General features: G+C 44.2%; 21 protein-coding genes. 5 read left to right on the top strand and 16 right to left on the bottom strand.

Going from position 1 to position 21,709, the window contains the following annotated elements; translation table 11 throughout:
- Positions 1-49: 49 nt before the first annotated feature.
- From secA to htpG, 5 genes are all read right to left on the bottom strand, one after another.
- A complete protein-coding gene (gene secA, locus Q5866_RS12665) occupies positions 50-3,340 on the bottom strand; it encodes a preprotein translocase subunit SecA (protein WP_303180594.1) in 3,291 nt (1,096 codons plus the stop codon).
- A 98-nt stretch (positions 3,341-3,438) separates the two neighbouring features.
- A complete protein-coding gene (locus Q5866_RS12660; RefSeq protein WP_099292754.1) occupies positions 3,439-3,765 on the bottom strand; it encodes a hypothetical protein in 327 nt (108 codons plus the stop codon).
- 66 nt (positions 3,766-3,831) lie between these two features.
- The gene (gene upp, locus Q5866_RS12655; protein WP_176555087.1) at positions 3,832-4,488 is read right to left on the bottom strand and encodes a uracil phosphoribosyltransferase; all 657 of its coding nucleotides are present in this window, start codon (positions 4,486-4,488) and stop codon (positions 3,832-3,834) included.
- A 115-nt stretch (positions 4,489-4,603) separates the two neighbouring features.
- Positions 4,604-5,218: an HdeD family acid-resistance protein gene (locus Q5866_RS12650; RefSeq protein ID WP_292269023.1), complete on the bottom strand. Its 615-nt coding sequence runs from the start codon at positions 5,216-5,218 to the stop codon at positions 4,604-4,606.
- Positions 5,219-5,315: 97 nt separating this feature from the next.
- The gene (htpG, locus tag Q5866_RS12645) at positions 5,316-7,367 is read right to left on the bottom strand and encodes a molecular chaperone HtpG (RefSeq protein WP_303180591.1); all 2,052 of its coding nucleotides are present in this window, start codon (positions 7,365-7,367) and stop codon (positions 5,316-5,318) included.
- A 318-nt stretch (positions 7,368-7,685) separates the two neighbouring features.
- Here htpG and miaB point away from each other — a divergent pair, with 318 nt between their 5' ends.
- The gene (gene miaB, locus Q5866_RS12640; protein WP_303180589.1) at positions 7,686-9,017 is read left to right on the top strand and encodes a tRNA (N6-isopentenyl adenosine(37)-C2)-methylthiotransferase MiaB; all 1,332 of its coding nucleotides are present in this window, start codon (positions 7,686-7,688) and stop codon (positions 9,015-9,017) included.
- Positions 9,018-9,155: 138 nt separating this feature from the next.
- A complete protein-coding gene (locus Q5866_RS12635) occupies positions 9,156-9,731 on the top strand; it encodes an RNA methyltransferase (RefSeq protein ID WP_303180587.1) in 576 nt (191 codons plus the stop codon).
- Here Q5866_RS12635 and folP read toward each other — a convergent pair.
- The 4 genes from folP to Q5866_RS12615 form a co-directional block, all read right to left on the bottom strand.
- The gene (gene folP, locus Q5866_RS12630) at positions 9,674-10,504 is read right to left on the bottom strand and encodes a dihydropteroate synthase (protein ID WP_303180585.1); all 831 of its coding nucleotides are present in this window, start codon (positions 10,502-10,504) and stop codon (positions 9,674-9,676) included. The genes Q5866_RS12635 and folP overlap by 58 nt on opposite strands.
- Before the next feature lie 202 nt (positions 10,505-10,706).
- Positions 10,707-11,351 carry a hypothetical protein gene (locus tag Q5866_RS12625; protein WP_303180583.1) on the bottom strand — a complete coding sequence of 215 codons (645 nt, stop codon included), beginning with the start codon at positions 11,349-11,351 and terminating at the stop codon, positions 10,707-10,709.
- Between the two features lie 5 nt (positions 11,352-11,356).
- Complete coding sequence (locus Q5866_RS12620; RefSeq protein WP_303180581.1) at positions 11,357-12,745, bottom strand: hypothetical protein; 1,389 nt, start codon at positions 12,743-12,745, stop codon at positions 11,357-11,359.
- 246 nt (positions 12,746-12,991) lie between these two features.
- A complete protein-coding gene (locus Q5866_RS12615; protein ID WP_255302046.1) occupies positions 12,992-13,123 on the bottom strand; it encodes a hypothetical protein in 132 nt (43 codons plus the stop codon).
- A 102-nt stretch (positions 13,124-13,225) separates the two neighbouring features.
- On the opposite strand from Q5866_RS12615, the gene Q5866_RS12610 reads away from it, so the two are divergent.
- From Q5866_RS12610 to tpiA, 3 genes are read left to right on the top strand one after another with little or no spacing between them, the layout of a single operon-like run.
- Positions 13,226-13,762 carry a DUF1599 domain-containing protein gene (locus Q5866_RS12610; protein WP_099292782.1) on the top strand — a complete coding sequence of 179 codons (537 nt, stop codon included), beginning with the start codon at positions 13,226-13,228 and terminating at the stop codon, positions 13,760-13,762.
- A gap of 24 nt (positions 13,763-13,786) precedes the next feature.
- The gene (locus Q5866_RS12605; RefSeq protein ID WP_303180579.1) at positions 13,787-15,034 is read left to right on the top strand and encodes a BT_3928 family protein; all 1,248 of its coding nucleotides are present in this window, start codon (positions 13,787-13,789) and stop codon (positions 15,032-15,034) included.
- A 29-nt stretch (positions 15,035-15,063) separates the two neighbouring features.
- A complete protein-coding gene (gene tpiA / locus Q5866_RS12600) occupies positions 15,064-15,834 on the top strand; it encodes a triose-phosphate isomerase (protein WP_303180577.1) in 771 nt (256 codons plus the stop codon).
- Between the two features lie 116 nt (positions 15,835-15,950).
- On the opposite strand, the gene Q5866_RS12595 is transcribed toward tpiA, so the two are convergent.
- The 7 genes from Q5866_RS12595 to Q5866_RS12565 form a co-directional block, all read right to left on the bottom strand.
- A complete protein-coding gene (locus Q5866_RS12595) occupies positions 15,951-16,577 on the bottom strand; it encodes a DUF6266 family protein (protein ID WP_303180575.1) in 627 nt (208 codons plus the stop codon).
- Positions 16,578-16,589: 12 nt separating this feature from the next.
- Complete coding sequence (locus Q5866_RS12590; RefSeq protein ID WP_303180573.1) at positions 16,590-17,231, bottom strand: DUF6266 family protein; 642 nt, start codon at positions 17,229-17,231, stop codon at positions 16,590-16,592.
- Between the two features lie 409 nt (positions 17,232-17,640).
- Positions 17,641-18,663, bottom strand: a complete 1,023-nt coding sequence (locus Q5866_RS12585) for an HPP family protein (protein ID WP_303180571.1) — start codon at positions 18,661-18,663, stop codon at positions 17,641-17,643.
- A gap of 105 nt (positions 18,664-18,768) precedes the next feature.
- Entirely contained in the window at positions 18,769-19,851 is a 1,083-nt protein-coding gene (locus Q5866_RS12580) for an Mrp/NBP35 family ATP-binding protein (RefSeq protein ID WP_303180569.1), read from the bottom strand.
- Positions 19,852-19,877: 26 nt separating this feature from the next.
- On the bottom strand, positions 19,878-20,393 hold the full coding sequence (locus tag Q5866_RS12575) for an O-acetyl-ADP-ribose deacetylase (RefSeq protein WP_099292794.1): 516 nt from the start codon (positions 20,391-20,393) through the stop codon (positions 19,878-19,880).
- A 4-nt stretch (positions 20,394-20,397) separates the two neighbouring features.
- Positions 20,398-20,934 (bottom strand): NUDIX hydrolase, encoded by a 537-nt coding sequence (locus Q5866_RS12570; protein ID WP_303180568.1) that lies wholly within the window; start codon positions 20,932-20,934, stop codon positions 20,398-20,400.
- Between the two features lie 12 nt (positions 20,935-20,946).
- Complete coding sequence (locus Q5866_RS12565) at positions 20,947-21,660, bottom strand: M48 family metallopeptidase (RefSeq protein ID WP_255469476.1); 714 nt, start codon at positions 21,658-21,660, stop codon at positions 20,947-20,949.
- Positions 21,661-21,709: the final 49 nt, after the last annotated feature.

Genomic DNA, 21,709 nt, shown 5'->3' with positions numbered 1-21,709 from the left:
GATTGACGATTACAGCAAGAATCTGAAATCATCAATCATAAATCTAAAATTAATTTTCTTCTCTACCGTGGCAATTCTTGTATTTCTTACCACTTCCGCAAGGACAAGGATCATTACGTCCCACCTTAGGACCGACTTTCACCGGCTCCACTTTACGAGGTCCTTGATTTGTCTGTGCCGCGGGAGCATCCGTACGTCCCGTGCGCATTTTGCTCATATCCGTACGTCTTTCCTCGGCTTGTCTTACTTCCTCCGGAGCCTCGAACGGAATTTGTCCTTTCATCAAAGTAGAAACCACACTCTTGTTGATCTTATCCACCATCGTCTTGAACAAATTGAACGATTCGAATTTATAGATCAATAACGGGTCTTTTTGCTCGTACGTGGCATTCTGAACTGATTGTTTCAAATCGTCCATTTCCCGCAAATGCTCTTTCCATGCATCATCAATATGAGCAAGCATAATCGATTTCTCGTAGGCACGTACTAATTCTTCCCCCTCTGTCTTATATGCTTTTTCCAAATTCGTGACCACGTTATACATTTTCTTGCCATCCGTGAAAGGAACCACGATATTCTTAAACATTTCACCCCTTTGCTCGAACACATTCTTAATCACCGGGAATGCCTGTTTCGAAATTCCTTCTACTTTGCGGGTAAAGGTTTCTCTCACCTCTTTATACAATCTCTCGGTCAATTCCGAAGCGGAAGTCTTTTGGAATTCTTCTTCCTTTATATCAAAATTCACGGACAGATATTTCAATACATCCAGTCGGAAATCCTCTACTTCGTTGCTATCTTTATGTACTTCTACCAACGTTTCACAAACATCGTACATGTTATTAGCAATATCCACCCCGATTCTCTCCCCGAGTAATGCATGGCGTCTTTTCTTGTAAATAACCTCACGTTGCGAATTCATCACGTCGTCATATTCCAGCAAACGCTTACGAATACCGAAGTTATTCTCTTCCACCTTACGTTGCGCACGCTCGATAGATTTCGTGATCATCGAGTGTTGGATCACATCCCCCTCCTCGTGTCCCAAACGGTCCATAACACGAATAATTCTTTCGGAACTGAAAAGACGCATCAAATCATCCTCCAATGACACGAAGAATTGTGATGAACCCGGATCCCCTTGACGTCCGGCACGACCTCTTAACTGACGGTCAACACGACGGGAATCATGACGCTCCGTACCGATAATTGCCAAACCACCTGCGGCACGAACCTCCGGACTCAACTTGATATCCGTTCCACGACCGGCCATGTTGGTAGCGATAGTAACAACTTGCGATTTACCGGCTTCAGCCACGATATCAGCTTCCCGCTGATGTAACTTAGCGTTCAACACGTTATGCTTAATACCGCGCATTTTCAACATACGGCTCAGTAACTCGGATACCTCAACCGAAGTCGTACCCACCAGAACGGGACGTCCCAATTCCACTAATCGGCTAATCTCCTCTATTACCGCGTTATACTTCTCGCGTTTTGTCTTGTACACGTAGTCGTTCGCATCTTTCCGAATAATCGGTTTATTCGTCGGGATAACCACGACATCCAATTTATAAATATCCCAGAACTCTCCCGCTTCCGTTTCCGCCGTACCGGTCATACCCGCCAGCTTGTGGTACATACGGAAATAATTCTGTAAAGTAATTGTAGCAAATGTCTGCGTGGCAGCCTCCACCTTCACGTTCTCCTTCGCCTCGATAGCTTGGTGCAAACCGTCGGAATAACGGCGACCTTCCATGATACGTCCGGTCTGCTCGTCCACGATTTTCACTTTATTATCCATCACCACGTATTCCACATCCAACTCGAACAAAGTATACGCTTTCAACAACTGGTTCACCGTGTGTACCCGCTCCGATTTGGTAGCATAATTCTGTACCAACTGGTCTTTTTTCTCGACCTTTTCCTCGTCAGACAAATTCATCTTGTCTATTTCAGCTAATTCGGAACCGATATCCGGCAATATAAAGAAGTTCGGATCCTCTCCCGCCGCCGTAATCGTATCATGCCCTTTATCCGTCAAATCTATTGAATTCAACTTCTCGTCGATCACGAAATACAATTCGTCCGTGATCTCAGGCATACGACGGTTGTTTTCCTGCATATATATATTCTCGGTCTTTACCAAAGTCGCCTTATTTCCCTGTTCACTCAAGAACTTGATTAATGGCTTGTACTTGGGCAACCCCTTAAACGCTCTCAATAACAGAATAGCACCCTGTTCCTCCTGTTTCCGGTCACCGCTGGCAAGCAAAGTCTTCGCCTCGTTAAAAATCCGTGAAACCAACTCACGCTGCATACGAACCAACTTTTCCACACGGGGTTTATACTTGTCAAACATCTGGATATCCCCCTTGGGTACAGGACCGGAAATAATCAACGGAGTACGGGCATCATCGATCAACACGGAATCCACCTCATCCACGATAGCATAATTATGCTTCCGTTGAACAAGGTCTTCCGGGTGTATCGCCATATTATCTCTCAAATAGTCGAAACCGAACTCGTTATTCGTACCGAAAGTGATATCCGCTTGATAAGCCTTTCTTCTCTCGGGAGAATTAGGCTCCGTTTTATCAATACAATCTACTGACAAACCGTGGAACATATATAACGGTCCCATCCATTCGGAGTCACGTTTGGCAAGGTAATCATTGACCGTTACCACATGTACGCCTCGCCCTGTCAAAGCATTCAGGAAAACAGGCAAAGTTGCCACCAACGTTTTACCTTCACCGGTAGCCATCTCGGCAATCTTCCCTTGATGTAACACGGAACCTCCGATCAACTGCACATCGTAATGTACCATATCCCAAGTAACCTCATTTCCTCCCGCAAGCCACGAGTTAAAATAAACGGCATCCTCCCCCTCTATTTCCACGAAATCTTTCGTCACGGCCAAATCCCTATCAAAATCCGTGGCCTTTACCACGATTTCCTTGTTCTCGGTAAATCGTCGTGCAGTATCCTTAATCACCGCGAAAGCTACTGGCAATATTTCATTCAAAATATCCTCCAGTTTCTTGTCAATCTGCTCTTCCAGCTTATCAATCCGGTTATATATTTCCTCCCTCTCCTCGATAGAGGGTTTCTCGTTTTCCACTTTTGCTTTCAACGCGGCGATCTCATCCTCCTCTGATTTTACATGAGCGTGTATCTTCGCCTTCAGATCAGCAGACACCTTTCTCAAATCATCATGGCTCAATCCTTTAATCTTCTCCCACTCCGCGTTCACCTTCTTAACTACCGGTAACAACTCCTTCATATCCCGATCTGCCTTGTTACCGAACATACTTTTTAATATATCATTAAATCCCATACTTTTTTATAATTGAAAAATTGAAAAATGAAAATTGAAAATGATAAAACATAGTTTACCCCTTCAATCGTAAATCTAAAATCATAAATTTAAAATTATTAGCATCTCCCCGGCGCTCGTATGGGATTAGCTGTTACTTCGGGTACTTTCCAACCCGGAAGCACTAAAGGTGAGTAAGTATAATAAACCTTTACACTATCAATAGAGGCTAAATAATTCTGATGACTAAAAACACCATAGTCCAAATCATCCGCAGTCCTCTTATCCGTGCAAACGGTTATAATTTTTTCAGTGGGAGAAGAAATCAACAAACGATAGCTGTCATTGGCAACAGGAACATTTCCGGCACGCACCCCAATCGGGAGTGTTGCCACACAACCGGCAAACACATATAAGGCAGCTATTAAATATTTGTTCATTTCCATGACGCCAAAGATAATGTTTTAATCTGAACCTTCAACTTTTAGCTTTTAGTTTTTATCTTTAAGTTTTCACAATTTCTCTCCAAATGCCAAATCACCGGCATCACCGATTCCCGGATCAATATAACAACTCTCCGTCAATCTCTCGTCCACAGCACCTGTCCATATCGTAACCGGCTCATCTTTCAACGCCTCGGTAATTTTATCCACACCTTGACGACTGGACACGATAGCTGCAATATGCGTGTGCAGCGGTCTTCCACCTTGCTTCAACAACTCATGATAAGCAACCACGATAGACGCTCCGGTTGCCAGCATAGGATCTACCAGCAACAATTGCTTTCCTTCCAGACTAGGCGTGTAAATTGAATCGAAACGAATCTCAAAATCTATATGATTCTCTTTATATTTTCTTCTTGCGGAAATAAAAGCACTCCCCGAACGGTCAAAGTAATTTAGAAACCCTTGATGAAAAGGAAGCCCCGCACGCAAAACAGAAGCCACCACCACTTCATCATCTGCCAACCTCACGTCCGCCACATCTATCGGGGTTTGCACCTTTCGCGACGAATAGTGAAAAGTCTTGCTGATCTCGTAAGCCATAATCTCACCGACTCTCTCCAAATTCCGTCGAAAGCGCAAAGGATCCTTTTGTATTTCTTTATCTCTAAGCTCTGCTAAAAAACGATTATAAACCGAATCCTCCTTATTAATAATATACACCATTATATCTATTCTTAAATAATACTATCCTAAGCCTACAAACTCCTCTTCAATCATAAATCTGAAATCATAAATCTGAAATCGTAAATCTGAAATCGTAAATCCGAAATTAAAAAGGTTATTCAACTTCCTCATACTCCGTGTCCTCAATCTCACCCCCACCCAACTTCTGTTGTTGTTCCGCCTCATGCGCCTCTTTTCTCAACTGATTAATCCGGCGTTGATTAATCAAATCGGTAATCCCGTAAAATATAGAAATCGCCCCGAAAAAAGTGATTATTCCTTCTTTCGCGGAAAACGGATTCGCGAAAATAACAATACCCGCCAAAAGTACGATTATCGGGAACAAATAACTCATCCCGCTAATCTGCCCGAATCTCCTCGCAGAAATAAGAACAACCAATTGACCGATACCCGCAACAACCAAAATAAAACCAAGCAGGTACATCAATATATTGGTAAAAGTATCCGCCATCACCCACAACAGAATACCCAGAATAATACTTCCGATCCCGTTAAAAGAAGTCAAACCTCTCGGCGAGTTCCCATCCTGATCCCGCAAAGACACGAGGAAAGACACGATTCCGGCAAGACAGAACACCGCCCCGATAATCTTAACCGTGTAATTCAACACCTCTGTCGGCCAAAGCACCAAAACGATACCTGTCACGATTGCCACGATAGACCTTACCATCGTTCTCTTATATGTCCCGGAAGAAAAAATAACCTGCATAATTTTATATTTTAAGTAACTTCAATCAAATTCATCCAACGAAAGTAATGATTTTTTCTGAAATAAATAAGCCGGACAAACGTCCGGCTTAACTTTTTTATTTTATCAACTCCACGCTTCGCTTGACAAACCTGTTTAAAGCCTCTCCTTTCAACAACCCGTTTGCCAACAAAGCCAAGTCAATCAACTGACCTACAACCTTATTACCTTTCCCATATTCTTCCAACAGCTCGTTCTTCTGCTTCTGTAAATCAGAAACAGTTTTATTGTACTCAGTCTTTCTATCTTTATCTACCTGCGGAATTTCCTCGTCTTTCTTGCCCTTGTTCAATTCATCCAACTCCGCCTGCTTCTTCTCGGTTTCCTTAATCTCGAAGTAAATCGGTTCCAACTTGGCTTGCATCTCGTTCTTCTCGTTCTCCAGAATATCATTCACCAACTTGTGATCCGTGTTCACGACCAAAGTATACTGATCTCCCATAGCTCCATAGAATCCCATACCCGGATTCATTGCCGCCATGTCTTTCATACGACGCATAAACTCGGAACGCGTAACGATCACCGGATCACCATTCTCACCCATCGCCTCGAAATTCACCATGAACATCCCCCCGTCTTTAGGCAATTGGGACGAGAACACGGCACGCAATTCCTCCTGCTCCTCGTGACTCAAAGCCACTTCCTTAGCGTCCTCCTTCGGTATCAGCTTATCAATAACATCCGAGTCTACCCGCACGAAACGATGTTCCGCATTCTTCTGCTCCAAATGATTGATAAAGTGCGTATCCAACTGACCGTCCATCAACAACACATCGTAACCTTTCCCCTTCGCGGCTTCAATATACGTGTATTGCTCTTTTTCGTCCGTGGCGTACAAGAATACCACTTTATTATCCTTATCCGTCTGGTTAGCTTTAATCAAATTCTCGTACTCCTCGTACGTGAAATACTTCCCTTCGGTATTTTTGAACAAGAAAATACTCTTTGCCCTCTCGTCAAATTTCTCGTCCGTCAGCATACCGTATTGGATAAATATCTTCAAATCATCCCACTTCTTCTCGTAATCCTCACGCTTGTTCGTGAATATATCGGTCAAACTATCGGCAACCTTCTTCGTGATATGACTGGAAATCTTTTTCACGTTACGGTCACTTTGTAAATAAGAACGCGACACGTTCAAAGGAATATCCGGAGAATCAATCACCCCGTGCAGTAATGTCAGATATTCCGGTACGATTCCTTCCACCGAATCCGTCACGTACACTTGATTGCTGTATAACTGTATCTTATTCTTCTGAATCTCGAACTTATTATCAATCTTCGGGAAATACAAAATACCGGTCAGGTTGAACGGGTAATCCACGTTCAAATGAATATGGAACAACGGCTCCTGAGCCATCGGGTACAACTCGCGATAGAACTTCTCGTAATCCTCCTCATTCAAGTCCGCAGGCTTACGCGTCCACGCCGGATTCGTGTCATTTATCACGTTATCCTCGTCCGTATCCCTGTACTCACCGTCTTTCCACTCTTTCTTCTTCCCGGAAATAATCTCGATAGGCAGGAACTTACAATATTTCGTCAGCAACTCGTTTACCTTCGAATCCTCCAAGAAATCCTTCTCTTCCTCGTTGATATACATGATAATGTCCGTACCTCTCTCGGCTTTCTCCGTTTCTTCCAACGTGTACTCCGGATTCCCCTCGCACGACCATTTCACCGCTTTCGCCCCCTCTTTATAAGATTTCGTCACAATTTCCACCTTGTCACTCACCATGAACGAAGAATAAAAACCTAACCCGAAATGACCGATAATAGCCGCCGCATTATCTTTGTACTTGTTCATGAACTCTTCCGCTCCGGAAAAAGCGATCTGATTGATATATTTCTCCACTTCTTCCTGCGTCATTCCGATACCGTTATCCGATACCGTCAACGTCCCTGCCGCTTTGTCAGCCTTCACTCTTACCTTCAACTCACCAAGTTCACCCTTAAACTCCCCGTTCGAAGCCAGCACCTTCATCTTTTGTGAAGCATCCACGGCATTCGATACAATTTCTCTCAAAAAGATATCATGATCCGAGTATAAAAACTTCTTGATAATCGGGAATAAATTCCCTGTTGAAACTCCAATCTTTCCTGTTGACATAACTCTATATTTTTAATTTAATTGTACTTCAAATTTTTACGACAACTAAATGACAATAGTTATGCCAAAAAATATTCTCTGCCGATTTGACAGTTTCATTTTTGACTAATCCCCCGGTAATACCACCGTATTACTACCTCACACCCCTTACCGACCACTCGCAACACGCTTACCCCACCGTTTCCCCACGATGCTAGAAGTGCCACACACTTGGGTTGCAAGCAAGGAGAGATATTATTACCCTAGGATTACCTTGGGAATACGGTAGGATTTTGAATGAAATTCACTACCTTTGCACCTCGGAAATAAAATTTGAGAATGGAGATACGGAATTTTTACATAGAAACTTATGGTTGCCAGATGAACGTGGCGGATAGCGAAGTGGTGGCAGCCATACTAGAAGATAAAGGATACAAACGAACCGAAGACAAAAACGAGGCGGATTTAATTCTGGTCAACACTTGTTCTGTCCGTGAAAACGCCGAACAACGGGTACGTGGGCGAGTACAAGGCTTCACCGAGGTGAAAAAGAAAAACCCGCGCGTGTTGGTCGCTATCATGGGATGTATGGCGGAACGATTGGGCGACGCTCTCTTCGAACAGGAAAAAAACGTAAATATCGTCGTGGGACCGGATGCCTACATGGACCTTCCCTTGTTGATAGAAAAAGCGGCAAAAGGAGAAAAAGCCATCAATATCGAATTATCGACAACCGAAACCTATAAAGACATTTGCCCTTCCCGCATAGACGAAACGGCCATCTCCGGATTCGTGTCTATCATGCGGGGATGCAACAACTTCTGTACCTACTGCATCGTGCCCTACACGCGGGGACGCGAACGCAGCCGCAGCCCGAAAAGCATCATCAACGAAGTACTTGACCTCCATTCAAAAGGATATAAAGAAGTTACCCTACTCGGGCAAAACGTGAACTCGTACTTGTGGCGGGGAGATAACACGGAAATGAATTTCCCGGCGTTGCTTGCCATGGTTGCAAAAACGGTACCGGACATGCGTATCCGTTTCGCCACGTCACACCCGAAAGACATGAATGACGACATACTTCGGGCAATCGCCACTTATCCCAATATCTGTAAACACATCCACCTGCCTTTCCAATCCGGCAGTAACTCCGTGTTGAAAGACATGAACCGGAAATACACCCGTGAATGGTATCTGGACCGTATCCGTGCCATCCGTGAGATTGTCCCGGATTGCGGAATATCTACCGACGTGTTCGTGGGCTTCCACAACGAGAGCGAGGAAGATTACCGGCAAACTCTCGATTTGATGAAAGAAGTGATGTTCGATTCCGCTTTCATGTTCAAGTACTCCGAACGCCCCGGCACCATGGCATCCCGTAACTTACCGGATAACGTGGACGAGGAAGTCAAGGGCAGACGCCTGCAAGAACTGATTGACATGCAAGTAGAAATATCTCATCAAAGTAACTTGAAAGACGTGGGTAAAGTCTTCGAAGTTATGGTCGAAGGTGTTTCCAAAAAGAAATCGGACGAACTTTTCGGGCGTAGTAGCCAAAATAAAGTAATCGTGTTCCCGGATAATGGCGCTAAAGTCGGCGACCTCGTTCAAGTTAGAGTAACCGAATGCACGGCAGCCACCTTACTCGGCAAAGCAATTGAAAATTGAAAATGCAAAATTGAAAATTAAAACTCAAAAAACATATTCAATCTTCAAATAAACTAAAAACTATCATTAATAACCCCGAATTGGAAATCGAAATGACTCACCCTCATTTTCAATTTTCAATTTTCAATTTTCAATTTCATGTCCCATCGCAAACTCCTCAACGAAGAACTGAACCGCCTCTCTGCTGAAGAATATAAAGAGGCTGAAAAACTCCCGCTTGTAGTAGTTCTTGACAACGTGCGCAGCCTGAACAACATCGGTTCGGTATTCCGTACGTCGGACGCCTTCCGGTTATCGAAAATATACCTTTGCGGTATCACCGCCACCCCACCCCACCGGGAAATACACAAAACAGCCCTCGGCGCGGAAGAAAGCGTAGACTGGGCATATTTCGAGGAAACTACCGATGCCGTGAAAGAATTGAAAAACGAGGGGTACACCATTCTATCCGTGGAGCAAGCAGAGAACAGCATCTCTCTCGAAACCTTTACCATCACTCCCGGACAAAAATACGCCTTCGTGTTCGGCAACGAAGTGAAAGGCGTGCAACAAGAAGTCATCGACCTCTCGGACAACTGCATTGAAATACCGCAATTCGGGACAAAACACTCCTTCAATATCTCCGTCTCTGCCGGAATCGTGCTATGGCAAGTGATTCACCCTCTCATCGCCTCCACGATCTTCACGGCCTCCACGGCTTCACGAACATCGTGAACCCTAAGGATGTGAGCACCTTTAATTAGCGATATCGTGTTGAGCACGGTAGTACCATTCAGTGCCTCTTTCGGGGTAATATCCAATAAACGCCATATCATCGTTTTGCGAGAAATACCCACGAGTAAAGGATATCCAAAATCGAGAAAAGACTCCATTTTATCCATCAATTGATAATTATGTGCCACAGTCTTCCCGAAACCGAAACCTTGATCCAGTATAATATTATTAAATCCCAAGGCATTCAGACGGGCTATACGCTCCGTGAAGAACTCCCCAACCTCACGTACCACGTCATCATAGCGTGGGTTTACTTGCATATCTTGCGGCGTACCTTGAATGTGCATCAATATATAGGGTACCCCCATCCCGGCAACCGTTTCGAACATCCTGTCATCCATCGTGCCGCCGGAAATATCATTCACGATAACCGGTCCCAGACAGTGATTAATCTCCTTTGCCACTCCCGACCGGAACGTATCTATCGAAACCGGAACCTCGGGATGGTATTTACGCACTAGCTCGACGGCAAAACTCAACCGTGAAAGTTCCTCTTCCTCGCTCACGAAAGCAGCCCCGGGACGAGTGGAATAAGCTCCCACGTCAATAATCCCCGCCCCTTGCTCCACGATCTCGTCGATACGCTTGATTACCCCGATTTCACTCAAGTACTTTCCCCCGTCATAAAAAGAGTCGAGTGTCACGTTCAAAATACCCATCACAACAGGTCGCTCCAAACTAATTTTTTTATCTCCTAAAACGATCTCCATCATAATTTTCCAATTTCAATTTCCGGTTTTGAATTATTTGACTGAATTTTTACACTACAGAAATACAAGAGATTTCGTTATATATATATTCTATCATCAAATAAATAAAATAAATTTTATATAAATCACAAATTAAACCATATTTCTATAATTCAAATATAGTATTTATTTCTAATTATGACTTTGACTATTTGAAATATATCTTTCATTTTCCAAACTCCAAATCACTTTCAGAGAATGGAAAATACGAAAACCTAGACTTCACTTCCTCTAATGTCATTGCTTTGGGATAATGAATTGGAGGCATATTCATCTGTCCTAATCTTTTGCCAAGATAACGCAATATTTCATATTCTTCAATTGTGGATGATTTTTCCCTTTTATAACGCATAGCCCACATAGAGAATCTTTCTGGATTAAAAAAAACAAATCGTTTACCAGCTACAATCGTATGCTCCTCTGATTTCACTTGAATCATAGTCTGATTTTCTCCTAACGAATCAATCATCAAGACTGGATAAACAATCATAGGTAAATAGTTTCCCTTTTTGTCCCTGAATACATAAGATTGAAACTCTTCGGCATGTATTAACTTGAATAAATCAGATCTTAATTTCCTAACATATATACCCTTAAAACGTTCACTAACAGACAAATCAAAACAACTATCAATCATCCCTCGTACCGTTTGAATTGGAAAATCAAACACGTATTCCGTGGGATTCATCGCCTCGTAAGGTTCACGTACATCCCAATACTTGCCATTAACGACAAAGCAAGCATTACATATCATTCCGATTAAAGTTACAAATACCAAATGGCATAATATTTGAATCTTGTTTTTTTGCATATGTTCTATTTTTTTGCTCTTTTAGGTGCAATGGGATTTCTCTCATCTATCCATTCGTCAAATACAGTCCCGGGATTTCTACCGTTATTAACAACTTCATTATAAATCCATTTTACAGCGACAATAGACTTATCTACTCCACTTTGGTTTGCAGCACCTATTTCCGCAATATGCGGTAAATATGCCCAGAAATTACCTCTCCAAACTTTTAAACGGTGAGCCGGACTATACGCATCTGAGATTAGATGCAAACCTTTACCTAAAGCTATATAATTGCCATCATTAAAAAAAATCAACATCTCGTCCACAAAATAATCACGCATCTTAACTATACAATCTTCGATACTTTCATTCAGTTGTCGCATCGCATGTTTATGTGCATTTGCCGTATCTTGTGCCCCAACCTCTTTATCTGCTAATAAACTTCCCAGATTAATTGAATCAAGCTGTTCCTGTGTTAAACATTCATTTTCAAGCGCATCATAAATAATTCTTTCATGTGTTGACGGCCACCATTGTACTTCAGTCACGACGGTTCCCGGCATAACACCGGCATCTCCGCCACTTGAAGAATCCCCTCCTCCTATAATATAATCACCACACTTTTTACAAGAAGGTAGTCCAAACAGAACATCAGGATACTGTCTATAATACTTTAACTGATTCATTTTTTCAGCAACAAACCTAATTGAAGAACCCATTTCATAAAATTGTGAGGCTAGTTGACCAGCGTATTCACATGAAGGACTATTACGCCCAACGATAAAAACAAGGGAATAATAATTATTTAATAAAATTCTATGCTCATTATTCGTAAAAAAATTAATTCTTTGAATCGCAACAGATACTGCATGCTCAGGTGTGAAAGCATTATATTGGCAAGTACTACATAAAGAACAATAAGCTTCATATAATTCTGTCATGTTTTGGGCTATAATACCACAGTACATTCTCATATTAGTACAATCACCAATTACCTCCCATTCCTGCGAACGGCTAGATAGCGTAGATAGATTTATATTAATAGAATCTAAAAAATAATAATAGTATTTATTTGAAAACTCAGAATATCTATCGTGCAATATAACCAATTGTTTACTAATAGCTTTATTTATAGTAGAATTTGCTACTATATAAGAATCCATTTGTTTCCGTACTTCAATTTCCGAATCAGCCTGCCCCTTTATTTTATTAAATGCAATACGATCTTTCAGTATAAGTTCTCCGATTTTTATAAAGTTTGAATCATTCTGCAATGTATGCCAAAGTTCCTCATTCCACACTAATTTTGAAGAATTCCCTGAAATAACGTTCGTACCTGTATCTTTATAACAAGAACTCAATACACACACAATACATAAAATTGAACAAATAAAAATCAATCGCATCCTCATAAACCACTGATTTATAATAATATTACATACAACACAACATATCACGTAACCACAATATGGTCAAAACGAAATGATAGATATTCCATAATCATCAATTTCTATTATTCCAAAATCAATCTAATTCTTGCAAGTTAATAAAATTAAAACAAAAAAAACGGAAAATGCCCTACAATTTTTTAGAAAATATTCTATTCCACCATATTTTCTAAAGTTCAAAAAGAAAGAATTGTGCCGAACTCAAATATATTAATATGCTTCAAAATACAAAGTATTCCCATCTCGGTAATCGTTCCGAACATCCAACGCATCCATCGTTCCTCCAGAAATACATTCTCGATAACCGGACCCAGACAGTAATTTTAAAACGATCTCCATCATAATTTTCCAATTTCAATTTCCGGTTTTGAATTATTTGACTAATTTTACACTTCAAAGAAACAACTTATTTTTCAAATTCTGTTACTAAAAAACGATAGAATTATGCCAAACACAGCGCAAGAATATGATAAAGTGATAGATATATGTCAGGATATTTTCGTGAAAAAAATGCAGGATTACGGGACAGCGTGGAGAATACTCCGCCCGACGTCGATCACTGACCAGATATATATCAAAGCGAACCGAATCCGGAGTATCGAAGAGAAAGGAGTCACGAAAGTAGGAGAAGGTATCGTTCCCGAATTTATCGGCATCATCAACTACTCCATCATGGGATTGATTCAATTGCAACTCGGTCCGGGCAACGACACCCCGCGAGAAGAAATATTGCATCTCTACCAGAACTATTTCCTGCAAGCGAAAGAACTCATGCTCGCCAAAAACCACGATTACGACGAGGCGTGGCGGGAAATGCGTGTCAGCTCGTACACGGACTTAATCCTGATGAAAATCAACCGGACCAAACAGATCGAAGATCATCAAGGAGCGACAATCATATCGGAAGGTATTGACGCGAACTACTTCGACATGGTGAATTACGCCGTGTTCGGGTTAATTCGCCTGGTCGTGGAGAATTAAAGACTGAAAACTAGAAAAGTAAACATGATAAGCAAATTCATTCAAAATCTTTGCAGGATCGTGGTCGGTATCGTATTTATCTACTCCGGCTTCGTGAAAGGGATAGATCCGCTAGGGTCGGATTATAAATTCACCGACTACTTCAACGCGTTCGGCATGAGTTGGATGAATGCCACGACACTATTTTTCTCCTTTGCCCTCTCGTTGGCAGAATTCCTGATCGGGATAGCGTTACTGTTCAACCTGTGGGTATCCCGCCTCGCTTGGGGAGCTTTACTATTCATGACATTTTTCACGCCGTTGACATTAGCGCTCGCCTTGACGAATCCTGTCAGTGATTGCGGGTGCTTCGGGGATGCCCTCGTACTGACCAATTGGCAAACGTTCTGGAAGAATATCGTCTTGTTATTATTTGCCATCGTGGTCTTTGTTTATCGCGAAAAGTACAAACCCCAACTTACCCCGCTGGGGCAATTCTCGATGCTCGTGCTCGCGGGAGCTGGAATGTTGTGTCTGTCCGTCTATTGTTACCGTCATTTACCCGTGATAGACTTCCGCCCCTACGCGATCGGTAAAAATATTGCCGAGGGTATGCGGCTACCGGAGGGAGCCGAACCCGACCAGTACGAGGTGACTCTAAAATACAAGAATAGGCAGACCGGAGAAATACAATCATTCACCGAGGAGAACTACCCTTGGCAGGATACCGTGAACTGGGAATACGAGAGTAGTTCGGAACGCTTGGTAAAGAAAGGATACATCACCCCGATACACGATCTCGTGATCGAACACCCGGAATTGGGCAACATCACGGAAGAAATACTTGAAGATGACAATTACACGATACTTGCAGTTGCCTATAATATCAACAAAAGCGACGCCGATGCACAACCCGCTTTGAACCGATTGGCAAATCTGGCGCGGGAAAAAGGATACAGGTTCTACGGTTTAACTTCTTCCTCGCGAAAGGATATCCAAGCCTACCGAACCCGCCATCACGTGCCGTACGAGTTCTGCGCGGCAGACGAGATACAGTTGAAAACCATGCTCCGTTCCAATCCCGGCGTGATTATTTTACGTCAGGGAACCATTCTGGACAAACGCACGGGGAAAGATATCCCGGATATCAAAGATTTAAAAGACACGGACTTGGCAGCCTATTGCTTGCAGAGTCAACAAGAAATGCAACGGAATTATTTGGTTTACTCCTTTATCCTTCTTTTCTTTGTAGCATATTTACTTTTTCCCCGTATAAAGAAAAGAAGAAACTAAATAAAACACAACGATTTAAATCTATAGACATGAGAAAAAAGATTGTAGCAGGTAACTGGAAAATGAACAAAACCTTCGCTGAAGGTGTCGAATTGGCAAGAGAAGTGAACGACTACGTGAGATACAAGGAAGGTGCAGAAGGCGTGTTGGTTGTTCTTGGAACCCCTTTCATCCATTTGGCAAAGGTGGCTCACAATATCACGGAACCCTCGATCATGGTTTCCTCGCAAAATTGCGCAACCGAAAAATCCGGGGCTTACACGGGTGAAGTATCAGCCGAAATGGTTGCTTCCACCGGGGCAAAATGCGTGATTCTAGGACACTCCGAGAGAAGAAGTTATTACGGGGAAACAAGCCCTATTCTCGTGAAGAAAGTAGCACAAGCATTGGACAGCAAACTGGAAATCATCTTCTGCGTGGGTGAAGTACTGGAAGAGAGAGAAGCGGGTAAACATTTTGAAGTGGTAAAACAACAACTCGTTGACGGTCTTTTCAACTTAACCCCGGAACAATTCGCTCACGTGGTTATCGCTTATGAACCCGTTTGGGCTATCGGAACCGGCAAAACCGCAACTCCCGACCAAGCTCAAGAAATGCACGCTTTCATCCGCTCCGTGGTAGCCGAGAAATACGGGCAAACCGTTGCCGACGATACCTCTATCCTTTACGGGGGGAGCTGCAATCCCGGCAATGCCGACGCAATATTCTCCAACCCTGACGTGGACGGCGGATTAATCGGGGGTGCTTCCCTGAAAGCAGCCGATTTCTTCGAAATCATCAAAGCACGGGCAAGACACTAATAACCTCTAAATAAACAATCAAGGGTTGTCAAAAAAGTAATTGACAACCCCTGATAAGGATATCCCAAAATAAGGCTTTATCACTGAAATTCAACTGATAAAGCCTTATTTATATATTACCCCAATATTCCCAGCGTCCCCGATGCCTTTCGCCCGTTGGCGCTGGCGGCAAACCCGTAAACGACCAGTTGCCCCGCGTCCCACTCCTCGGGCAGCATCCATGCCAATTCGCCACTCTCTCCCCTCGTTCCCAACTCCACGAGCCGACTTCGTTGCAACACCCGCTCGTACACCACGCCGAACAAACGATCGTCTTTCGCAGCACGAGGCATCAATGGTTGCCGTTCCCACCGGAACCGCACTTGCCGTTCGTTCGCTTCTATTTCTGCCCCTACCCGGGGAATGTTGAGTTCTCCACCCGACAGGGAAAGCGACAACAAATCCAAGGTCACGTTCATATCATCGTCCACCTCGACTTTCCCGACATTATCCTTCATGAAACAATTCAGGCAAACCTTCTTCGAGGAAGAACAATACCCTGTCTCCAAAGCGGCGTTAAAACTACGCCGCAGTTTCGTGATCACGCTCACCCGGGTACGCTGTTTCAACTGCGCCGACGTCTTCGCGTCCTTCACCTCGAACGCCTTCGCCCGCGCCACGTGCTTGTCGCCCAACTTGTACGTCGTCACGTTCCCCACGGAACCCGAGATATCTTGAAATATAGTAGGATTGAATGTAGCCATAACCGTGATGATTTAAGATTTACAAACAGAGAAATACATGCACGGGGAATAACGCCGTCCGTCAGCCGCCCCGAAGAAACAGTACAGGTGAACCTCGTTCCATTCCCCTCCCGGGATACTCGCAACACCCCGCCCGTCAGCGCGACATCCCGTCACGTCCTCCAGCACCACCGGTTGGTACGGCTCGTTGTCAAAAATGGCTGCCACCATCAACCGGTCTGTCGATTGTGCCGTGACAGTCGAGGTATTATCCAGCCACTCCATCTCCACCTTCCCCGCGTCCCCTTTCACCATTCGCAGCCCGAACGGCAATTGTAAACTACCGTCCGCCAGAACCAGACGGGGGTAATCGACGTAATCATTCACCCCGAACACTTTCATGTTCGCGTGTAGGAACCAATGGTAGCCCGAACGCCGTTCCTCTTCCCGTGCCACGATCGTGTACACCCGTTCCAACACGCTTCCCCTCGCCGCCCGGTGCATCGTCTGCGCTCCCGGTAACTTGGAGCGTTGCGCCGTCTGCCCCTCTGTCCGGGGATTCGCTATGGTCTTGGGTGCCTTGCGCGCGTGCGTTTTCTTCCCGACCTTGTAAATCACGTAACCATCAAGTTTACCTGAAGCACCATCTAAAATAGAGCCATCCAATGTCGCCATTCTTTCTTTTATTTCGTTAAACATGCTGCCATACACCTCAAGTATTCCTGCGATACACGGCAATTATACTATTATCCTAGTTTAAAATAACAGGTAACAAATATATAACAAATTTTATTCAATTCCTAATAAAATACTATATTTTTATAATTGTAATAGGAGATGAATGGGAGTTGAATGGGAGTTGAATAGGAGATGCTATAAAGAAACTATAAATATGAATAATATATAATTTATATCATATAGCTTATTTTAACAGAAACTATTTAGGAATCGAGCGTAAAATTTCTCTTTGTTGTGTTTCAAAAAAAAGTTTTGCATCTTAAAAATTTGCACGGGAAAACAAAGATATCACCCGTGTTTGCAATGAAACTCTCCGGTACAAAAGTCCATAAAACCTATAAAATCATCATATTCTTTTCCGAAGATCCCGAATAAACGGGGGAATCAGACAGACTATCAACTGTGCCCTAGGCCAAGCCAAACATCTTTGGAAACATATCATCGCCAACCCGATAAACATTGCAGCCCCTACAATTACCTGCAAAGGCAACCACAACAGCCCCTCCCGGGGAATAATCATCGGAATCAGAGCCACCGCTCCGGCAGGAGCAAAGAACTTTCCAAGGAACTCGAAAAGCGTGAACAGGCAAACAAATATCATAAAAGCAACTATAAATTCCGGGATACCGAAATAATAATGCCCGATAAACTGGAATGTCACGCCGAGTATTGCCGCCACAAACAGAACTAATAACACTTGCACCGGTCTGTCGCGAAACCCCGCTTTAGAATTGGCAAATTCCACGTAGGTAACAATCAACGGTGGAAGAATAAAGTAAAGATTCGTCGTGTAAATCGCTAACCAAGCAACGGCGAGCATGCTGACAAGCAAAAGCGACCAACGTTGCAACCGCTCCCCCCGCCCCCTCTCCGCGGGAACAAACTCTACCATTGTCCTCAATTCTTTTCTTTCCATCCACCATTGCCCGCAAATCACGATCAAAGACATCACGAGTACCGCCAATGGATACACCCAACTCTCCGTTCCCAACAACACGGGCAACATACAGGCAGACACCAAAGGGACAAGCGTGGAACGGGTCAAAGTCAACCCGATTGCCGCGCAAGAAAACGCTAAAGCAAGGTTTCCGATCAACGGCAACGGCGAATAACGCACGATACAAACTCCGGCCGCGGCACCAAGCGTCATTAACACGACAACAAGCAAACGACGCACCTGCCATACCCGCTTATCCACGATCCACATACCGATTGTCAGTGCCGCCATTTCCGGAAATATAATTTCCTTCTCTCCCAACCATTCTGCCACACCGATCATCAGCAATATCATCAACATAGCATAAAAATAACGCTTACGCTGTATAACATCTCCAAACAAAGGTTTTCCGGCAGCACTTCTAATTACCATGAATGAAATAGTTTATAAAGTTCATAAAGTTTATAAGGTTTATAAAGTTACCAAACATCCTGAATACAGGTATCGGGACTTTATAAACCTTATTCCTCTTATTCTTTATCCTTTAGTTACTCTAACCCGGTGAGCGGTTTCCCCGGTTTCCTCTACCGCCGCCATGACATTGCGGGCTAAATCCCGGAATGCCTCGCCGGTAACCGTGTTCTCGTCCAAGGCGACGGGCGTACCTGCCTCTCCCCCTTCCATGATACTCTGCACGATAGGAATTTGTCCCAACAGACGCAATCCTTTCTCGTCAGCCAGTTTCTTCGCGCCCTCTTTACCGAAGATATAGTATTTATTATCCGGCAATTCGGCAGGAGTAAACCACGACATATTTTCAACCACTCCCAACACGGGAACTTGTATCCCGGGGGATTCGAACATATTAATACCTTTTACGGCATCCGCCAGTGCCACTTGCTGCGGGGTACTTACCACGATCGCCCCGCTCAAGGCTACCGTCTGTACCAGCGTCAAGTGAATATCGCTCGTTCCCGGGGGAAGGTCTATCAACATGAAGTCCAATTCATCCCAAAAACCACCCTCAACCATCTGTTTCAAGGCATTGGAAGCCATCGGACCTCTCCACACGGTAGCGGAATTAGGGTCAACGAAGAAACCGATAGAAAGTAATTTCACCCCGTATTTAACCACGGGATCAATCAACTCTTTCCCGCCGACTTCAACCATATAAGGACTGGCATCTTCACAATCGAACATCTTCGGGATGGAAGGACCGAAGATATCCGCGTCCACCAGTCCCACTTTATAACCCAATTTAGCCAGAGCAACCGCCAGATTGGAAGCGACGGTAGATTTACCGACTCCCCCTTTGCCGGAAGAAACGGCCAAGATATGTTTCACTTTTTCCAACGCTAAAGGTTTCTCCAAGTCATGCACGAAAACCGTTTCAACCCGTACCCCCGTGTAATTCAATTTTTCCTTCAGCAAAGCCTCGCATTTCTTGCTTACCGCACCCACGAACGGGTCGTTCGCTTTCTGGAATACCAGACGGAAGCTCACTTGCCCGTCTTCTACCTTAATATTCTGCACCATATCCAGTGCCACGATACTTTTCGACGTTCCGGGGTATTTCACCTCCGCCAACACGTCACGTATCTCTTTTACAAGTTCTTGCATAATATCCAGTATGTTATTGTAAGATTTTAAATTTGCATGTTCATTTTCGCGCTTTCCACGATTTCACGTGCCCGATGATTGTAACAAGCCACGACGACCTGTTCAAAATCGGGATGTGCTATCAGGAAAGTCATTATTTCCCGAAGTGCTATCCGGGCGGCATCCTCCATCGGGTAACCGTAAACACCCGTGCTAATCAAGGGGAATGCTATCGTTTTCAACCCGTTCTTCGCCGCCAACTCAAGACTGTTGCGATAACAAGCAGCCAGAAGTTGCGGTTCCCCGTGTTGCCCGTCCGAATAAACCGGTCCCACGGTATGAATCACGTGCCGGGCTTTCAAATTATACCCTTTCGTGATTTTCGCCTCCCCGGTCTTGCACCCGCCTAAAGTCCGGCATTCAGCCAGCAACTCTTTTCCCGCCGCCCGATGAATGGCTCCATCGACACCTCCACCGCCTAACAACGAAGAATTGGCAGCGTTCACGATAGCGTCCGTGTCTAACACGGTAATATCCGCTTCTATAATTTTCAATCTCTCCATAGGATTATATTTTATCAGGAATCAACGTTTGTACCCGTTTCAAATCGAACGCGGCGAAACGCTTGTCCGGTTGTTCAAAACCACTTAATTGCAAATAAACTTTCACTTTCAATTGTTGCAGCGCTTTCCGGAACATATCCTCGTGGTCAAAAGCCAAAGAAGGCATCTCGAGGATATCATACCAGCGGGCATCCGCCGCGTCATCCTGTCCCAAAACTTTCATACCGCGGGGATCCACCAAAGCGTAAAAAGCGACCGTGATCGTTCTTCCCCGGGGATCCCTGTCTATCGCCGAAAAAGCATGGAACTGTTCCGCGAAAACATCTTTCATCCCGGTTTCCTCTTCCAGTTCGCGGGCAGCACACTCTTCAACCGTTTCGTCCATGTTCAGGAAGCCTCCCGGGAAAGCCCACCTTCCCTTGAACGGTTCGCCTCCCCGTTCGATAAGCAACACCTGCAACTTTTGCCCGTCAAAACCGAAAATAACGCAATCGGTGGTCACCGCCGGACGAGGATATTGATAACAATATTTTTCTTCCATAATCAAATTCATTTATACCCGTGTATTATACTCCCTCAACCGCCCGCGAAGTTTCATGCAATCGGGACAAACTTTCTTCATTAACGCCCAAAAGTCGGCGGAATGATTCTTCTCCACCGTGTGGCAAAGCTCGTGCAGGATGACATAATCGATAATCTCGTCGGGTAACTTCATGAGTTTCACGTTCAGACTGATGTTATCCTCGGCGGAACAGCTTCCCCAGTTCGATATATTGTTCCGGAAAGATAAATCCCTGTACCGGAAACCGAAGCGCTCCGCCAATTCCTTCACCCTACCCGGCAAATATCGTTTGCTTTCCATGCGGTATACCTCCACGAGGAAACTCTCCACGTAAGGGGCTATTTTCGCGTAATCGGTATCGCGGGGAATATACAACCGAATTTCCGTGCCTTCTATCTTATAGCGGGGATGCGGCTCGTCACAAGCGAGTACCTTCAAAACGTGGAATTTAGTCTTCACCTCGGAATCCATTCCCAGTCCCACCCCCGTGTCTTTCTCGTAAGTTTTGATCTTCGCGAGATTGGTCTTGATCCATTCCTGTTGCGAAAAGACAAATTCTTCCACTTTCCGCCCACTCACCCCGTAAGGAACATTCACCCACACGCCTCTGCCCGGTGCCATACGCACCGAGAGGAAACGGATATTCATACCCCGCCTCACTTTCACTTTCGCTATTCCCGGTAAAATAATCTCGTCCTGCATCATTTAAAAAAAGAGGCCGTTTAAAAGCCTCTTTTCAGTCCTTAAAGTCTAT

The sequence above is a fragment of the uncultured Butyricimonas sp. genome (assembly GCF_959596855.1).
In the GTDB taxonomy this organism is placed as follows: domain Bacteria; phylum Bacteroidota; class Bacteroidia; order Bacteroidales; family Marinifilaceae; genus Butyricimonas; species Butyricimonas muris.
This window is presented reverse-complemented; position numbering and strand designations above follow the sequence as displayed.

What these genes read in the sequence shown, in the direction of transcription:
- secA (WP_303180594.1), bottom strand. Translation starts at nt 3,340, where the DNA reads ATGGGATTTAATGATATATTAAAAAGTATGTTCGGTAACAAGGCAGAT.
- Q5866_RS12660 (WP_099292754.1), bottom strand. Translation starts at nt 3,765, where the DNA reads ATGGAAATGAACAAATATTTAATAGCTGCCTTATATGTGTTTGCCGGT.
- upp (WP_176555087.1), bottom strand. Translation starts at nt 4,488, where the DNA reads ATGGTGTATATTATTAATAAGGAGGATTCGGTTTATAATCGTTTTTTA.
- Q5866_RS12650 (WP_292269023.1), bottom strand. Translation starts at nt 5,218, where the DNA reads ATGCAGGTTATTTTTTCTTCCGGGACATATAAGAGAACGATGGTAAGG.
- htpG (WP_303180591.1), bottom strand. Translation starts at nt 7,367, where the DNA reads ATGTCAACAGGAAAGATTGGAGTTTCAACAGGGAATTTATTCCCGATT.
- miaB (WP_303180589.1), top strand. Translation starts at nt 7,686, where the DNA reads ATGGAGATACGGAATTTTTACATAGAAACTTATGGTTGCCAGATGAAC.
- Q5866_RS12635 (WP_303180587.1), top strand. Translation starts at nt 9,156, where the DNA reads ATGTCCCATCGCAAACTCCTCAACGAAGAACTGAACCGCCTCTCTGCT.
- folP (WP_303180585.1), bottom strand. Translation starts at nt 10,504, where the DNA reads ATGATGGAGATCGTTTTAGGAGATAAAAAAATTAGTTTGGAGCGACCT.
- Q5866_RS12625 (WP_303180583.1), bottom strand. Translation starts at nt 11,351, where the DNA reads ATGCAAAAAAACAAGATTCAAATATTATGCCATTTGGTATTTGTAACT.
- Q5866_RS12620 (WP_303180581.1), bottom strand. Translation starts at nt 12,745, where the DNA reads ATGAGGATGCGATTGATTTTTATTTGTTCAATTTTATGTATTGTGTGT.
- Q5866_RS12615 (WP_255302046.1), bottom strand. Translation starts at nt 13,123, where the DNA reads ATGATGGAGATCGTTTTAAAATTACTGTCTGGGTCCGGTTATCGAGAA.
- Q5866_RS12610 (WP_099292782.1), top strand. Translation starts at nt 13,226, where the DNA reads ATGCCAAACACAGCGCAAGAATATGATAAAGTGATAGATATATGTCAG.
- Q5866_RS12605 (WP_303180579.1), top strand. Translation starts at nt 13,787, where the DNA reads ATGATAAGCAAATTCATTCAAAATCTTTGCAGGATCGTGGTCGGTATC.
- tpiA (WP_303180577.1), top strand. Translation starts at nt 15,064, where the DNA reads ATGAGAAAAAAGATTGTAGCAGGTAACTGGAAAATGAACAAAACCTTC.
- Q5866_RS12595 (WP_303180575.1), bottom strand. Translation starts at nt 16,577, where the DNA reads ATGGCTACATTCAATCCTACTATATTTCAAGATATCTCGGGTTCCGTG.
- Q5866_RS12590 (WP_303180573.1), bottom strand. Translation starts at nt 17,231, where the DNA reads ATGGCGACATTGGATGGCTCTATTTTAGATGGTGCTTCAGGTAAACTT.
- Q5866_RS12585 (WP_303180571.1), bottom strand. Translation starts at nt 18,663, where the DNA reads ATGGTAATTAGAAGTGCTGCCGGAAAACCTTTGTTTGGAGATGTTATA.
- Q5866_RS12580 (WP_303180569.1), bottom strand. Translation starts at nt 19,851, where the DNA reads ATGCAAGAACTTGTAAAAGAGATACGTGACGTGTTGGCGGAGGTGAAA.
- Q5866_RS12575 (WP_099292794.1), bottom strand. Translation starts at nt 20,393, where the DNA reads ATGGAGAGATTGAAAATTATAGAAGCGGATATTACCGTGTTAGACACG.
- Q5866_RS12570 (WP_303180568.1), bottom strand. Translation starts at nt 20,934, where the DNA reads ATGGAAGAAAAATATTGTTATCAATATCCTCGTCCGGCGGTGACCACC.
- Q5866_RS12565 (WP_255469476.1), bottom strand. Translation starts at nt 21,660, where the DNA reads ATGATGCAGGACGAGATTATTTTACCGGGAATAGCGAAAGTGAAAGTG.